Origin of the sequence: Agromyces aerolatus (assembly GCF_031432255.1) — a bacterium.
In the GTDB taxonomy this organism is placed as follows: domain Bacteria; phylum Actinomycetota; class Actinomycetes; order Actinomycetales; family Microbacteriaceae; genus Agromyces.
Window position 1 is genome coordinate 1 of record NZ_JAVKGQ010000015.1, and the last position, 15,233, is coordinate 15,233.

Sequence of the window (15,233 nt, forward strand, 5' to 3'; positions counted from 1 at the left end):
GCACGGATCCGCCAATCGCGGTCGCCGGCGGGGTCGTCGATCGTCTGCTCCACCCCCCAGACCCCCCCGGGGCCGCCGCCTCCCGCCGAGGCATCCGAAAGCACGCCGCCGCGCCGTGGCCGTCAGCCGCGCCGGGCGACCAGCGCGACCGCTGCCGCGCTGCACGTGAACGGTGGAGGCGCCGGCGCAACGCTCGTGCCCCCGGCCGAGGCCGACGACGCGGCCCGTGAGGCCGCGCGCGCGGCGGTTCGTGAGGAGCTCGCCGCCGCCACCGGTTCTGCGCCCCGCGAGGGCAACGGTGCCAGCGGCGCCGAAGGCGCCGAGGATGAGACGCCCGCCGAACAGCCCCGCCAGGGCCGTGGCCGAAACCGCGGCCGCCGTGGCGGCGACCGCGAGCGCGGCGGTGAGCGCGATGGTCAGAAGTCCGGCGACGAAGGCCAGCGCCAGCAGAACGGCGACGGCGGCCGCAAGGCCGAGGAGTCGCGCGGCGACCGGCAGGGCGAGGGCGACCGCGCCCAGAGCGACGGCCGCAACGGTGAGCGCGGCGACAAGTCGGGCGACAAGTCGCAGGGCGATCGCGGCCAGGGCGAGAAGAACCAGAACGAGAAGAACCAGGGCGACAAGGGCCAGAGCGGCCGGCAGCAGCAGGGCCAGCAGGCCGACGGCGAAGGCGGCCGTCGCAACCGGTACCGCGACCGCAAGCGTCGCGGTCAGGGCGCGGGTGACGACGTCGAGCCCGAGATCCTCGACGACGACGTGCTGATCCCGATCGCGGGCATCCTCGACGTCCTCGACAACTACGCGTTCGTGCGCACCACGGGCTACCTGCCCGGCCCGAGCGATGTCTACGTCTCGCTCGGCCAGGTGAAGAAGTACCACCTGCGCAAGGGCGACGCCGTGGTCGGCGCGATCAAGCAGCCGCGCGACGGCGAGTCGAACAGCCGCCAGAAGTACAACGCGCTGGTCAAGGTCGACTCCGTCAACGGGCAGAACGCCGAGGAGGCCGCCGCACGCGTCGACTTCCAGAAGCTCACGCCGCTCTACCCGCAGGACCGTCTGCGGCTCGAGACCGAGCCGACCAAGCTCACGCAGCGCATCATCGATCTCGTGGCGCCCATCGGCAAGGGCCAGCGCGGCCTCATCGTCGCGCCGCCGAAGGCCGGCAAGACGATCGTGCTGCAGCAGATCGCGAACGCGATCGCGACGAACAACCCCGAGGTCCACCTCATGGTCGTGCTCGTCGACGAGCGGCCCGAAGAGGTCACCGACATGGAGCGCACGGTCAAGGGCGAGGTCATCGCCTCGACCTTCGACCGTCCGGCCGAAGACCACACGACCGTCGCCGAGCTCGCGATCGAGCGTGCGAAGCGCCTGGTCGAGCTCGGTCACGACGTCGTCGTGCTGCTCGACTCGATCACCCGCCTCGGCCGCGCGTACAACCTCGCCGCGCCCGCGTCGGGCCGCATCCTCTCGGGTGGCGTCGACGCGTCGGCGCTCTACCCGCCGAAGCGGTTCTTCGGCGCCGCGCGCAACATCGAGAACGGCGGATCGCTGACCATCCTCGCCACGGCGCTCGTCGAGACCGGGTCGAAGATGGACGAGGTGATCTTCGAGGAGTTCAAGGGCACCGGCAACTCCGAGCTGCGACTCTCGCGCCAGCTCGCCGACAAGCGGATCTTCCCGGCCGTCGACGTGAACGCGTCGTCGACGCGCCGCGAGGAGATGCTGCTCTCGCCCGACGAGGTCAAGATCACGTGGAAGCTGCGCCGGGCCCTCGCCGGTCTCGAACCGCAGCAGGCGCTCGAGGCCGTCCTCGGCCGGCTCCGTGAGACGCAGTCCAACACCGAGTTCCTGCTACTCATGCAGAAGTCGGCGCCGGTCGGCGGCAACGGGCACGGCGCGTCGCACGGCCACGAGCCCGACCACCGCTGAGCCGCACGTGTTCGAGTCCGTCCAGGCGCTGATCGCGGAGCACGGCGAGCTTCAAGAGGAGCTCGCCGACCCCGCGCTGCACGCCGACGCCGCGCGTGCCAAGCGGGTGAACCGGCGCTACGCCGAGCTCTCGCGCATCGTCGCCGCGCACACCGCCTGGCAGCAGGCGCAGGACGACCTCGCCGCGGCGCGTGAGCTCGCGAAGGAGGACGAGGCGTTCGCCGAGGAGGTGCCGGCTCTCGAGGAGTCGCTCGCCGACTCGCAGGAGAAGCTGCGGCGCCTGCTCATCCCGCGTGACCCCGACGACGGCCGAGACGTGATCATGGAGATCAAGGGCGGCGAGGGGGGCGCCGAGAGCGCCCTCTTCGCGGCCGACCTCCTGCGCATGTACATCCAGTACGCGCAGTCGAAGGGCTGGAAGACCGAGCTGCTCGAACGCGACGAGTCGGATCTCGGCGGGTACAAGAACGTCCAGGTCGCCATCAAGTCCAACGCGACCGACCCGGCGCAGGGCGTCTGGGCACACCTGAAGTACGAGGGCGGGGTGCACCGCGTGCAGCGCGTGCCCGTGACCGAGACGCAGGGGCGCATCCACACGTCCACGACCGGCGTGCTCGTCTTCCCCGAGGTCGACGAGCCCGAAGAGGTCGACATCAACCAGAACGACCTCAAGATCGACGTCTACCGCTCGAGCGGGCCCGGCGGGCAGTCGGTGAACACGACCGACTCGGCCGTGCGGATCACGCACGTGCCGACCGGCATCGTCGTGTCGATGCAGAACGAGAAGAGCCAGCTGCAGAACCGCGAGGCCGCCATGCGCGTGCTGCGGGCGCGCCTGCTCGCCCGGCAGCAGGAGGAGCTCGCGGCGGCCGCGTCCGACGCGCGCAAGTCGCAGATCCGCTCGATGGACCGCTCGGAGCGCATCCGCACGTACAACTTCCCCGAGAACCGCATCGCCGACCATCGCACCGGGTACAAGGCGTACAACCTCGACGCCGTCATGGACGGTGCGCTCGACCCGGTCATCGAGTCGGCGGTCGCCGCCGACGAGGAGGCGCGCCTGGCCGACCTCGGCTAGGCGGCTGGCGCGCCGCGCCCCGGGCGCTCCGCGCCCACCCGCGCTCCGCGCCCACCCGCGCTCCGCGCCCACCCGCGCTCCGCGCCATCTCCCGCTGACCGCGCCACGCCCGACCGTCCGCGCCATCTTCCGCTGACCGCGCCACGCCCGACGGCCTGCGCCAGCAACGACCGTCGGGGGCGGCGCAGTTCGTCGGGAGTGGCGCTGATGCAGATCCCACGGCGCCTCCACACGGGCCCCGCGGGTGGCGTTTCCTCACAGGTTTCGCGGGTTGAACGCGGTCGGGCGATGATGGGCGCAACATCGACGGATGTCTCAATCTGCGATTCCAGTCGGTGACGATGGTCTGATCCTTGCGTCGAGAGCGCGTGCGCTCGGCCGTGAGGCTGACCTGCGCCGGCTGCGTCGAAGCGAGTCGCTCGTCGGAGTGCGCCGCGGGGTGTACCTCGATCCGCACGACGCTCTCGGACGCACGGCACTGCAGCAGTATCGTCAGCTGGCGTTCGCCGTCGGCCACCAGCGCAAGTCGCCGGTCTTCGCCGCCATCACCGCAGCCGTGCTGCACGGGTTGCCCGTGATCGGGGGACCCCCCGCCGAGGTCTTCGTGCTCGCAGGCGGCAGTTCGGGCCGGCGGCGTAACGGCGTCGTCGAGATCCCCCGACGTGGGACCGAGACGATCGTCCGGCTCGATGGCCGGTCCGTCACATCGGTGGCCGAATGCGTCATCGAGGTCGCTCGGCGTGTACCGCTCGTGACGGCACTGGTTCTGGCCGATGCGGCCCTGTCCGTCCCCAGATTCGGCGCGAGTGCGCCGCGTTGCGGCATCGATGATCTCCACGCCGCCTATTCGGCTCGGCTGCCGTTTCGGTGCAGCCGTCGCGTGTTGGCACTGCTGCAGCGCGCGACCACCCAGTCGGATTCGCCGCTCGAGTCGATGAGCCGATTGAGAATCGAGGAGTTCGGATTCCCGGCGCCGGTCCTGCAGTTCCCGGTTCCGTCGCCATCAGGGACTCGGGTCAGGTACCTGGATTTCGCGTGGCCCGAGCACGGCGTGTGGGGCGAAGCGGACGGCCGCGGCAAGTACGGCGCGGCACGCGTCGACGGGTCGAACGCTGCTGCCGAAGTCATCCTCCGAGAGAAGCGTCGGGAGGATGAGATCCGGATGGCCACGGGATGGCGATGCGTTCGTTGGGACTGGCGGGATGCCTGGACCGGCGATCCTCTGCGCGAGGCACTGGTACGAGCAGGCCTTCCCCGAACATGAACGAGCGCAGCCGTCACGGCCCGCGCCACCTGTGACCGACTGCACCAGGTACGGCGGTCGTGGCTGGCGCAGTTCGTGCGCACCGGCGCGGTGCGCGCAAACGGGCGCGGAGCGCGCGAGGTGGCGCGGTGCGCGCAAACGGGCGCGGTGCGCGCGGGCTGGACCGGGAGCGCGCAAGGTGGCGCGGAGCGCGGCAGCGGGCGAATCGGCGCGGAGCGCGCGCGGGTCAGATGTGCCAGTGCCAGTCGTGGACGCCGCGTGCGGCGTCGGCCGCGGCATGCGAGAGCGGCTTCACCGTCGCCGGCACGCCGACCACGAGCGAGTGCGCGGGCGCGGGCTTGGTGACGACGGCGTTCGCGCCGACCGCACTCCAGGCGCCGACCGTGATGTCGCCGAGGATCTTCGCGCCCGCTCCCACGGTCACGCCGTCCTCGAGCGTCGGGTGTCGTTTCGTGCCGGCCGGGGTGTTTCTCGGCGCCTTCCCGCCGAGCGTCACCCCGTGGTAGAGCATGACGTCGTTGCCGACGACGGCGGTCTCGCCGATGACCACGCCCATGCCGTGGTCGATGAAGAACCGCCGCCCGATGTGTGCACCCGGGTGGATCTCGATGCCGGTGAGGAACCTCACGAGTTGCGACAGCAGGCGCGCCGGCAGCCGGAACCCGGCCGCCCAGAGCCGGTGCGCGGCACGGTGGGCCCAGATCGCGTGCAGACCCGAGTACGCGAGGAAGACCTCGAGATCGCCGCGCGCGGCGGGGTCGTGCGAACGGGCGGTCGCGAGGTCTTCCTTCAGGGTACGGAGCATCGGCACCCGATCAGTCAAGCAGACTCAGCCGAGCAGCCCCTCGTAGAGCACGGTCGACAGGTACCGCTCGCCGTAGCTCGCGACGATGACGACGATGATCTTGCCGGCGTTCTCGGGTCGCTTCGCGAGCTCGAGCGCCGCGTACACGGTCGCGCCCGACGAGATCCCGCCGAGGATGCCCTCGTCCTGCCCGAGCCGGCGTGCCGTGGCGACGGCCTGGTCGATGTTCACGTCGATGATCTCGTCGTACACGTCGCGGTCGAGGATGGCCGGCACGAAGTTGGCGCCGATGCCCTGGATCTTGTGCGGTCCGGGTGCGCCGCCGTTCAGGATGGGGGACTCGGCGGGCTCGACGCCCACGATCCGCACCTCTGGCTTGCGCTCCTTGAGCACCTGGCCGACCCCGGTCAGCGTGCCGCCGGTGCCGATGCCCGAGACGAAGAGGTCGACGCCGCCGTCGGTGTCGTTCCAGACCTCCTCGGCCGTGGTGCGGCGGTGGATGTCGACGTTGGCCTCGTTCTCGAACTGGCGCGCGAGGATTGCTCCGGGCGTCTCGGACGCGATCTGCTCGGCACGCGCGACGGCGCCCTTCATGCCCTCGGAGCCGGGCGTGAGCACGAGCTCGGCACCGTACGCCTTGAGCAGCGACTTGCGCTCCTGCGACATGGTCTCGGGCATGGCGAGGATGACGCGGTACCCGCGCGCGGCGCCGATCGCCGCGAGCGCGATGCCCGTGTTGCCGCTCGTGCCCTCGACGATGGTGCCGCCGGGCTGCAGGGCGCCGGCTGCCTCGGCGGCGTCGACGATGCCGACGCCGAGCCGGTCCTTGACGCTCGCCGAGGGGTTGTAGAACTCGAGCTTGGCGAGCACGGTCGCCTCGGCCCCGTCGGTGATGCGGTTGAGGCGGACGAGGGGAGTGCCCCCGAAAGCCTGGGTGATGTCGTCGTAGACCTTCGCCATGCGAAAACTCCTGTTCGGGTGGACTCGAGTGCGTCTTCCAGCCTAGAACCGGGCGCAGGTGGGTTACATTCCATTGCGTGAATGCGAGTGAACCGGAGTCGTCTGCGCCGAGCGTGCGCGAGGTGCGCGACGCGGCGATCGTGGCGTTGGCCGCGGCCGGGGTCCCCGATCCGGAGGTCGATGCCGAGCTGCTGATCGCGCATGTGGTCGGCGGCTCGCGCGGCGAGGTCCAGGCCCGCCTGATCGTGGGCGGCGCGATCACGGCGACGGATGCCTCGGCCATCGCCCGGCTCGTCGAGCGCCGCGCGGCGCGGGAGCCGCTCCAGCACCTCACGGGCCGGGCACCGTTCCGTTCGCTCGAGCTCGCGGTCGGGCCCGGCGTGTTCATCCCGCGACCCGAGACCGAGTACGTGGCGCAGCTGGCCATCGACGCGCTGCGTGCGGCGGCCGATCCCGAGCCGATCGGCGTGGATCTCGGGTCGGGGAGCGGGGCGATCGCGATCTCGCTGGCGACGGAGGTCCCGCATGCGCGCGTGTGGGCCGTCGAGAAGTCGCCGGAGGCGCTGCCGTGGACCCGGCGCAATGTCGACGAGAACGGAGCGGCCAATCTCACGCTTGTCTCCGGCGATCTCGCCGACACGCTCACGGAGCTCGACGGCCGGGTCGCGGTCGTGATCTCCAACCCGCCGTACGTGCCCGCCGCGGCGATCCCGCGCGACCCCGAGGTGCATCTGTACGACCCCGAGGTCGCGCTGTATGGCGGACCCGACGGGCTCGACGTCATCAGGGTGCTCTCACGACGCGCGCTCGAGCTGCTCCGCCCGGGCGGCACGCTCGTCATCGAGCACGCCGAGCACCAGTCGCCCGCGATCGCCGAGCTGCTCGCGGCCGACGGCTGGCGCGCGATCGCGCATCATCGCGATTTCACGCTGCGCGACCGCGCCACGACCGCGCTCCGCTGAGCCCGACCTGCAGCGCCGGCTCTGACCGATCGCGCCACGTACGACCGTCGTGCGTGGCGCGGGCGACGGGAGGTGGCGCGGGCGACGGGAGGTGGCGCGGGCGACGGGAGGTGGCGCGGACGACGGGAGGTCGCGCGGGGGTCAGCTGCGCGCAGCGCGCGCGCGGGCTTCTTTGAGGGCGATGCGCTCGAGCTTGCGCGCATCGCGGAGTCGCTTCTCGGCCTCCCGGCGGGCCTTCTGCGCCTCGCGGACCTTCTTGTCGGCGAGCACGGCGGGGTCCTCGTGCGGCTCCGGCGCGACCGGCGGCGCGGACCCTCCCGCCGCCTGCGCCGCGACGTAGACCTCGACCCCGTCGAGCACGCGCTCCAGGCCGAACGCGAGCGGGTCTTCGCCCTCACGGAACACCCCGGAATCGACGGCGCGTCGGAGCGCCGGGAACTCCTCGGCGGTGACGAGCGAGTCGAGCATGGCGTCGCGCGCATCGTCGATCAGCTGCGGGTCGACGCCGGCCGCGTTCGCGGCCTCGACGTACGAGCGCTCGATGATGCCCTGCCATCGCGTCTGGCCGGTGATGAGCAGCATGACGGCGATCCGCGCGTCCTCTGAGAGCGGAAGCTCGGAGAGGATCTCGAGCGCGGCGTCCATCCAGGCGAGGTTGTTGGGTGTGACGGGCGTGCCGTCGATCGGGATGTCGAGCAGCCAGGGGTGCTCGCGGTAGCGCGCGAGGGTGCCGGCGGCGTGGCGGCGAAGCCGCTCGCGCCAGGGCAGCGCCTCGTCGCCGGGTTCGGGCTCCGGCGGGACACCCGTGCCGAACTCCTGCATGAGCGTGAGCAGATCGTCTTTCGCGCTGACATACCGGTACAGCGACATGGTCGTGAACCCGAGCGCCTGCGCGACCCGGCTCATCGACACCGCGCCGAGGCCCTCGGCGTCCGCGATGCCGGCGGCGACCTCGACGATCCGCTCGATGCTCAGCTCGCGCTTCGGTCCGCGCTGCGGGTTCGCCGCGACGCCCCAGGCCAGGGCGACTCCACGCGGAAGCTCGGGTTCAGCTGACGGGCGAGCGGGGGAGTCGGGGGTCATCCGGATCCTTTCGGCGGGTGAGGTTGCACTCCATCCTAGAACTGTGTATAGATTAAACCGCGTGTGGATGCCATACACAGTTTATGCAACACACTGTTACCACTCGACATTATGTTCTCCATTCACGAAAGGCGTGATCATGACCTCTCCGACCGGCCCCGCCCTCGCGATCGACGTTCGCGGGCTCGGCAAGCGATTCGGCCGGGCGAGCGTGCTCGACGGCCTCGACCTCGTCGTGCCCGAGGGCACGGTCTTCGCCCTGCTCGGACCGAACGGCTCGGGGAAGACGACGACCATCAACATCCTCACGACGCTCGTCCGCCCGGACGCCGGGACCGCATCCGTCGCCGGTCATGACGTGGCCCGCGAGCCCGACGCGGTGCGTGAGCGCATCAGCCTGACCGGCCAGCAGGCCGCCGTCGACGAGGTGCTCACGGGCCGGGAGAACCTCGTGATGCTCGGCCGCCTCTCCGGGCTCAGCCCGCGCAGCGCGAAGGATCGCGCCGCCGAGCTCCTCGAGCGCTTCGACCTCGTGCAGGCCGCGGCGCGCCCCGTGAAGACCTACTCGGGCGGCATGCGTCGCCGGCTCGACCTCGCGTGCAGCCTCGTCGTGCCGACCCCGGTGATCTTCCTCGACGAGCCGACGACGGGCCTCGACACGGGCAGCAGGCAGGAGCTCTGGCGCGTGATCGGCGAGATCGCCGGAATGGGCGCGACCGTCTTCCTCACGACGCAGTACCTCGAGGAGGCCGACCGTCTCGCCGACCGGATCGCGGTGCTCGACGGCGGTCGGATCGTCGCCGAGGGCAGCGCGAGCGAGCTCAAGTCGCGGGTCGGCGGCGAGGTGGTTGAGCTCCGGGACGCCGACGACGCACTCCTCGCGGAGCTGCCCACCGACGGCACGGTGCACGGGCTGCGCGCCGCGATCGACGAGCTCGACCGCCACGAGGCATCCGCCCGGCCCGGCGTGCACGTGACCGTCCGGCGCCCGAGCCTCGACGACGCATTCCTCGCGATCACGAGGGGACTCATGCCGACCGCGGGCGATGCCCGCGACGCGACCGCTCAACTCATCACGAAAGGACGATCATGACCACTATCGCCCCATCGCGGCCGTCCGCTTCCGCCCCCGCGCTCGGCGCGCGCACCGCCCTCGGCCCGTTCACGGCGGAGTCCGTCTTCATCCGCCGCAGCCTCACGCACTCGCTCCGCGACGGCGAGGCGCTGCTCATGGCGATCCTGTTGCCCGTCATGCTCATGCTGCTGTTCACCTTCGTGTTCGGCGGTGCGCTCGATCCCTCCGGCGGGTACGTCGACTACGTGGTGCCCGGCATCGTCCTGCTGTGCGCGGGCTTCGGTGCCAGCTCCACGGCGACCTACGTGGCGCGCGACATGTCGACCGGCGTCATCGACCGGTTCCGCACGATGCCGCTGCGTGCCGGAGCGGTGCTCACCGGGCACGTGGTCGCGAGCGTCGCACGCAACCTCCTCGCGACCGCGGTCGTGATCGGCGTCGCGTTCGCGCTGGGCTTCCGCCCGTCCGCGGGCGTGCTCGAGTGGCTCGGCGCGATCGGCATGATCGCGTTGTACATCCTGGCGATCACGTGGCTGTTCGCCGCGATCGGCCTCGCGGCCGGCAGCCCGGACGCCGCGAACGGCTACGGGTTCATCCTGTTGTTCCTGCCGTACCTGTCGAGCGCGTTCGTCCCGGTCGACACGCTCCCCGCGTGGCTGCAGTGGGTCGCCGAGCACCAGCCCATCACGCCGATCATCGAGACCATCCGGAGCCTGCTCATGGGCACGCCGATGGGTGACTCGGGATGGTGGGCGCTCGGCTGGTGCGCCGGGATCGTCGCGTTCTCGGCCTGGTGGGGCGCGTGGCTGTTCCGCCGCAAGGCCGGGCGGCGCTGAGCGACTCGTCGGTCGAGCAGCGCAGCGCATCGAGACCCGTATGCGAGGTGTCGATGCGCTCGCCGGCGCTCACTACTCGACCAGCGGGTGCCCGCGATCCGCGGCGAACGCCCGGATCGCGGGCACCAGTTCGCGGGCGTTCGCGTCGGTGCCGCCGAGCCGGATCTGGAACGCGGTGAGGCCCGCGGCGCGCGCGCCCGCGACGTTCGCGGCGGAGTCGTCGACGAACATCGCATCAGCCGCGTCCGCGCCGTAGTGGGCGAGCGCGCGCTCGAAGATCCGTCGGTCGGGTTTGCGCGCGCCGAGGATGGCCGAGACGAGGTCGTTCCCGCCGAGGAGCGCGGCCGCCTCGGGTGCGAGCTCGGGGAAGCAGTCGCGGAAGATGATCGGATTGTTCGACAGCAGCGACGCGGTGCCGAGCGCTCCGGCCAGCCGGACCGCTTCGAGCGTCTCGGGCACGGGCGTCATCGCCGCAAGCCGCGCGTCGATCCACTGCCGTCTCGTGAGTGCGCCGCCCGTCACCTCGCGGAACGCGGTCAGATACTCCTCGGACGTCGCGTACGCGCCCTCCTCCGCTGCGGCCTCGTGCCCGGCCGCCCACCAGCTCGAGGCCAGCCGGTATTGGCTCACGCCGGTCGCCAGAGCGAGCGCGGGCAGCCGCTTGCGGAAGTCGTACGCCGACAGCGTCTGGTCGAAGTCGAAGAGGAACAGGGGAGTGCCCACACCCCGAGTATGGCAAGCCCCGCCGGAACCGCGGCGCGGAGGAGCGCCGACGCCCGGGTGACGACAAGGCCCGGGGACTAGAATCGACCGGTCATGACTTCGATCTACGACTGCTCGGCAGAGGCCGACCTGCTCACCGGCATGCGACTCGCCCGGGCCGCCATCGGGCGCGGTGAGCTCGTCGTGATCCCGACGGACACGGTGTACGGCGTGGCCGCCGACGCGTTCTCGGCGAAGGCCGTGCAACGGCTGCTCGACGCGAAGGGCCGGGGCCGCACGTCGCCGCCGCCTGTGCTCATCCCGGGTGTGCCCACGCTCGACGCGCTCGCGCGCGACGTCCCCGAACCGGTGCGCCGGCTGGTCGAGGCGTTCTGGCCCGGCGGACTCACCGTGGTGCTGCACGCCCAGCCGTCGCTTCAGTGGGACCTCGGGGAGACCCGCGGCACCGTCGCACTGCGCATGCCGCGGCACCGCATCGCGCTCGAACTGCTCTCCGAGACGGGGCCGCTCGCCGTCTCCTCGGCGAACCTCTCCGGCCGACCGGCCGCCGGCACCGCGCAGGAGGCCGCCGACATGCTCGGCGACGCCGTGGCGGTCTACCTCGACGGCGGCGCCGCCGGCGAGGAGTACGAGGCGGTCGGCGAACGTCCTGGGGACCTCTCCTCGACGATCGTGGACGCGACCGGCGACGGCCTCCGGATCGTCCGGGCCGGGGTGATCACGCGGGCCGACCTCGTCGCGGTCGTGGGGGAGGCCGCGTTCGAGCGCGAGGCCGCCGGCGAGGCATCCGCCGACGCGCCGCCCGCCGACGCGCCGCCCGCCGACGCGCCGCCCGCCGACGCGCTGCCCACCGATCTGCCGGCCGCCGCCGAGCCCGGCAGCGAGGCCTCTGTGTCATGACCCTGTTCGTCGCTCTCGCCGTGCTCGCGGCGATCGTCTCGTTCGTCGGGTCGATCGTCGTCTGGAAGCTCGGGCTCAAGTACCGGCTGTACCCGAAGATCCGCGATCGGGACGTGCACACGACGCCGACGCCACGGCTCGGCGGCATCGCGATCTTCGTCGCGTTCGTCGCGGCGTTCGCCGCCGCAGGGGTCGTCTCGGCCATCGGCGGGAGCCGGTTCTCACCCGTCGCGATCATCTTCGAGGATCCCGTCCAGGTGCTCTCGATCCTCGGGGCCGCCCTGCTCATCGTGCTGCTCGGCGTCGCCGACGACCTCTGGGACCTCGACTGGATGACCAAGCTCGCGGGTCAGTTCATCGCGGCCGGTCTCATCGCCTGGCAGGGCGTCTCGATCGTGTCGCTGCCGATCGCCGGCATCTCGGTCGGGTCCTCGTGGATGAGCGCCGTGATCACGGTGTTCGCGATCGTCCTCGTGATGAACGCCGTGAACTTCATCGACGGGCTCGACGGCCTCGTCGCGGGGGTCGCCCTGATCGCCAACGGCGTGTTCTTCATCTACAGCTACCTGCTCGTGCAGGAGACCTCGCCGTTCAACTACTTCAACCTCGCCTCGCTCATCGCGATCGTGCTGGTCGGGGCGCTCGCGGGCTTCCTGCCGCTCAACTGGCATCGGGCGAAGCTCTTCATGGGCGATGCGGGCGCGCTGCTCGTGGGTCTGCTCATGGCGACCTCGGCGATCGCCGTGACCGGGCAGATCAACCCCGGCGCGGTCGGGCTCGAGGAGCTGTTCGCGGCCTTCATCCCGATCATCCTGCCGTTCGCGGTGCTCGTCATCCCGCTGCTCGACTTCGGGCTCGCCGTCGTCCGTCGCCTGCGCGCGGGCAAGTCGCCCTTCGCGGCCGACCGCAAGCACCTGCACCACCGGTTGCTCGACATGGGGCACTCGCATCTGCATGCGGTGCTGATCTTCTACGCCTGGACGGCGGTCGTCGCGGTCGGCTGCCTGATGACCTACGTGTTCCCCGTCTATCTCGGCATCGACGCCGGCTGGGCGTTCCTGCTCCTCGGCGTCGGCTTCCTCATCTGCGCGGTGCTGACGCTCGCCCCGCTCGGCCGCCGCAAGCGGCTGACCGTCGCCGCGGAGGAGGCCCCGGTGGCCGAGCTGCCCGGCCTCGACGAGCTCGCGGCGCCCGCATCGCCCGTCGCGATGGCCGCGACGTCGGCCGCGCCGACGGATGCCTCGGCAGATGCCCGCACGACCACCCCGCCCGAGCAAGGAAACGGAACCCATTCATGACCGACGCGACTGGTGCCGGCCGCACCCCCACCTCGAACCCCGTGCTGAAGCGCGCGCTCATCTGGGGTGGCCTGCTCGCCGCCGTGATTCTCGTGGTCGCGGGCGTGCTCGGGCTGATCTTCGCAGGTGTCGAGGGGCTCGTCAGTGCCATTGTCGGCACGCTCATGGCCGTCGTGTTCATGGCCATCACCGCGGCGAGCATCCTGCTCGCCAACCGCTTCTCGGGCAGCGACGTGTTCGTCGGCGCGTTCTTCGGCATCGTGCTCGGCGGCTGGCTGCTGAAGTTCATCCTGTTCATCGTGCTCGTCGTGGTGCTGCGCGACGCCCCGTGGCTGAACACCACGGTGTTGTTCCTCAGCATCGTCGCCGGGGTCATCGCCTCGCTCACCGTGGACGTGCTCGTGGTCGCGAAGTCGCGGCTGCCGTACGCGAGCGATGTCTCGCTGCCGCGCCCGCCGGCTGACGACTGAAATCCCGGACGGCGCGAATTCGTCCTCGCGTAGAACTTGTTGCTAGAGTGATGTCGATCCCCTCGGTTTCACCTCGTGCCTCCGGCGTGTGCAGAAACCGATCCCGATGTTCGACGTCGCGAGAGCTCCGCTCCACGCCCCGACACAGGAGATAGCGCTGCTAGCTAACGCTGTGAACCTGATGGTTCCGACTGCAACCGATGATGGTGAGTTCCACGGGCCGTCGATCAACGAGTTCTTCCCTGGACCGCTGCTGTTCGAGGACACCCTGTTCGAGATCGACCGCATCATGCTGGTCCGTTTCGTCGCGGTGATCGCCCTCCTCCTGGTCTTCTGGCTCGGCACGCGCCGCATGCGCGTCGTCCCCGGTCGCTTCCAGAGCCTCGTCGAGATGGGCCTCGACGTCGTGCGCGTCAACATCGCCGATGACCTGCTCGGCAAGAAGGACGGCAAGCGATTCCTGCCGATCCTCACCACGATCTTCTTCATGGTGCTGTTCATGAACATCACGGGTGTCATCCCGTTCCTGAACATCGCCGGCACGTCGGTCATCGGTGTGCCGCTCGTCCTCGCGATCGTCGCGTACATCACCTTCATCTACGCGGGCGTCAAGAAGAGCCCGAAGAACTTCTTCAAGAACTCGCTGTTCCCGGCGGGCGTGCCGTGGCCGGTGTACATCATCGTCACGCCGATCGAGCTCATCTCGACCTTCGTGATCCGGCCCGTCACGCTCACGCTCCGACTCATGATGAACATGATCGTCGGCCACCTGCTGCTCGTGCTGTTCTTCGCGGCCACGCAGTTCTTCTTCTTCACGATGGGCGGCTGGGGCTACGCGCTCGGCGTCGGTTCACTGGCCTTCGGCTTCGTGTTCACGCTGTTCGAGATCCTCGTCGCCGTCCTTCAGGCCTACGTCTTCGCCCTTCTCACCGCGGTCTACATCCAGCTCGCGGTCGCGGAAGAGCACTGAGCCGGGCGCCCGCCCGAACATCCCTAGGAAAGGAAACCCAACGTGGACGCAACCACCGTTCTCGCTGAGATCAACGGCAACATCGCGACCGTCGGCTACGGCCTCGCGGCGATCGGCCCGGCCATCGGCGTCGGCATCGTCGTCGGCAAGACGATCGAGGGCGTCGCTCGTCAGCCCGAGCTGGCCGGCCGTCTCCAGGTGCTGATGTGGATCGGTATCGCCTTCACCGAGGCGCTCGCCTTCATCGGTATCGCGACGTACTTCATCTTCACGAACTAGTCTCTTCCGCAGCGATTTAGGAGGCCACTGTGCTTCACGCAGTACTCAGGGCTGCAGGGGAGGCCGGCGAGGCGACGCCGAACCCGGTGATTCCCGCGTGGTACGACATCATCTGGTCGTCGGTCTGCTTCGTCATCATCCTCGTCTTCTTCTGGAAGTACGTGCTCCCTCGCGTGCAGAAGCTGCTCGACGAGCGTGCCGAGGCCATCGAGGGCAACATCGCGAAGGCCGACGAGGCGCAGCGCAAGGCCGAGGCGGCGCTCGAGGAGTACACGGCTCAGCTCGCCGACGCGCGTGCCGAGGCAGGTCGTATCCGCGAGACGGCTCGTGAAGACGGCAAGAAGATCGTCAACGAGGCCAAGGACCAGGCCGTGACCGAGGCTGCACGCGTCACCTCGAGCGCGCAGGCGCAGATCGAGGCCGAGCGCCAGCAGGCGCTCGTGTCGTTGCGCTCGGAGGTCGGCACCATCGCGATCGACCTCGCGTCGGGAGTCGTCGGTGAGACGCTCTCCGACGACGCGAAGGCCAAGGCCGTCGTCGACCGCTTCCTCGCCGACCTGGAAGCCGAGCAGGCGTCCGCCGGCGGGAAGAAGTAACG

At 70.5% G+C, this 15,233-nt stretch carries 15 protein-coding genes and 1 pseudogene; 12 read left to right on the plus strand and 4 right to left on the minus strand.

What is annotated here, in order from left to right:
• Positions 1 to 24 precede the first annotated feature (24 nt).
• The 3 genes and pseudogenes from rho to RH864_RS15645 all read left to right on the plus strand — a co-directional run.
• Positions 25 to 1,932: pseudogene (gene rho / locus RH864_RS15635) on the plus strand (transcription termination factor Rho); the annotation flags it as partial.
• Between the two features lie 7 nt (positions 1,933 to 1,939).
• Positions 1,940 to 3,010, plus strand: coding sequence for a peptide chain release factor 1 (gene prfA, locus RH864_RS15640; RefSeq protein WP_310518502.1), 1,071 nt, complete (start codon positions 1,940 to 1,942; stop codon positions 3,008 to 3,010).
• Between the two features lie 310 nt (positions 3,011 to 3,320).
• Positions 3,321 to 4,274: a hypothetical protein gene (locus RH864_RS15645; RefSeq protein WP_310518503.1), complete on the plus strand. Its 954-nt coding sequence runs from the start codon at positions 3,321 to 3,323 to the stop codon at positions 4,272 to 4,274.
• 226 nt (positions 4,275 to 4,500) lie between these two features.
• Here the strand turns inward: RH864_RS15645 and epsC are convergent, their stop codons facing one another.
• Together epsC and cysK are read right to left on the minus strand one after the other, a co-directional pair.
• Entirely contained in the window at positions 4,501 to 5,085 is a 585-nt protein-coding gene (gene epsC / locus RH864_RS15650; RefSeq protein ID WP_396129993.1) for a serine O-acetyltransferase EpsC, read from the minus strand.
• A gap of 18 nt (positions 5,086 to 5,103) precedes the next feature.
• Positions 5,104 to 6,039, minus strand: a complete 936-nt coding sequence (gene cysK / locus RH864_RS15655; RefSeq protein ID WP_310518504.1) for a cysteine synthase A — start codon at positions 6,037 to 6,039, stop codon at positions 5,104 to 5,106.
• Between the two features lie 77 nt (positions 6,040 to 6,116).
• On the opposite strand from cysK, the gene prmC reads away from it, so the two are divergent.
• The gene (gene prmC / locus RH864_RS15660) at positions 6,117 to 7,001 is read left to right on the plus strand and encodes a peptide chain release factor N(5)-glutamine methyltransferase (protein ID WP_396129994.1); all 885 of its coding nucleotides are present in this window, start codon (positions 6,117 to 6,119) and stop codon (positions 6,999 to 7,001) included.
• 141 nt (positions 7,002 to 7,142) lie between these two features.
• Here the strand turns inward: prmC and RH864_RS15665 are convergent, their stop codons facing one another.
• Entirely contained in the window at positions 7,143 to 8,084 is a 942-nt protein-coding gene (locus tag RH864_RS15665) for a TetR/AcrR family transcriptional regulator (protein ID WP_310518505.1), read from the minus strand.
• A gap of 139 nt (positions 8,085 to 8,223) precedes the next feature.
• On the opposite strand from RH864_RS15665, the gene RH864_RS15670 reads away from it, so the two are divergent.
• Together RH864_RS15670 and RH864_RS15675 are read left to right on the plus strand one after the other, a co-directional pair.
• Positions 8,224 to 9,177, plus strand: a complete 954-nt coding sequence (locus RH864_RS15670; RefSeq protein WP_310518506.1) for an ATP-binding cassette domain-containing protein — start codon at positions 8,224 to 8,226, stop codon at positions 9,175 to 9,177.
• Complete coding sequence (locus RH864_RS15675; RefSeq protein ID WP_310518507.1) at positions 9,174 to 9,995, plus strand: ABC transporter permease; 822 nt, start codon at positions 9,174 to 9,176, stop codon at positions 9,993 to 9,995. The genes RH864_RS15670 and RH864_RS15675 overlap by 4 nt, the downstream gene beginning before the upstream one ends.
• A 72-nt stretch (positions 9,996 to 10,067) precedes the next feature.
• Here RH864_RS15675 and RH864_RS15680 read toward each other — a convergent pair whose 3' ends face one another.
• A complete protein-coding gene (locus RH864_RS15680; protein WP_310518508.1) occupies positions 10,068 to 10,718 on the minus strand; it encodes an HAD-IA family hydrolase in 651 nt (216 codons plus the stop codon).
• A 93-nt stretch (positions 10,719 to 10,811) separates the two neighbouring features.
• Here RH864_RS15680 and RH864_RS15685 point away from each other — a divergent pair, with 93 nt between their 5' ends.
• The 6 genes from RH864_RS15685 (at position 10,812) to RH864_RS15710 (ending at position 15,231) form a co-directional block, all read left to right on the plus strand.
• Positions 10,812 to 11,618, plus strand: coding sequence for an L-threonylcarbamoyladenylate synthase (locus RH864_RS15685; protein WP_310518509.1), 807 nt, complete (start codon positions 10,812 to 10,814; stop codon positions 11,616 to 11,618).
• Positions 11,615 to 12,916, plus strand: a complete 1,302-nt coding sequence (locus RH864_RS15690) for an MraY family glycosyltransferase (RefSeq protein WP_310518510.1) — start codon at positions 11,615 to 11,617, stop codon at positions 12,914 to 12,916. The genes RH864_RS15685 and RH864_RS15690 overlap by 4 nt, the downstream gene beginning before the upstream one ends.
• Positions 12,913 to 13,386 (plus strand): hypothetical protein, encoded by a 474-nt coding sequence (locus RH864_RS15695; protein WP_310518511.1) that lies wholly within the window; start codon positions 12,913 to 12,915, stop codon positions 13,384 to 13,386. The genes RH864_RS15690 and RH864_RS15695 overlap by 4 nt, the downstream gene beginning before the upstream one ends.
• Before the next feature lie 181 nt (positions 13,387 to 13,567).
• The gene (gene atpB, locus RH864_RS15700) at positions 13,568 to 14,356 is read left to right on the plus strand and encodes a F0F1 ATP synthase subunit A (RefSeq protein WP_310518512.1); all 789 of its coding nucleotides are present in this window, start codon (positions 13,568 to 13,570) and stop codon (positions 14,354 to 14,356) included.
• A 42-nt stretch (positions 14,357 to 14,398) separates the two neighbouring features.
• Positions 14,399 to 14,635 (plus strand): ATP synthase F0 subunit C, encoded by a 237-nt coding sequence (gene atpE, locus RH864_RS15705; RefSeq protein ID WP_108390493.1) that lies wholly within the window; start codon positions 14,399 to 14,401, stop codon positions 14,633 to 14,635.
• 29 nt (positions 14,636 to 14,664) lie between these two features.
• A complete protein-coding gene (locus RH864_RS15710; protein WP_310518513.1) occupies positions 14,665 to 15,231 on the plus strand; it encodes a F0F1 ATP synthase subunit B in 567 nt (188 codons plus the stop codon).
• Positions 15,232 to 15,233 lie beyond the last annotated feature (2 nt).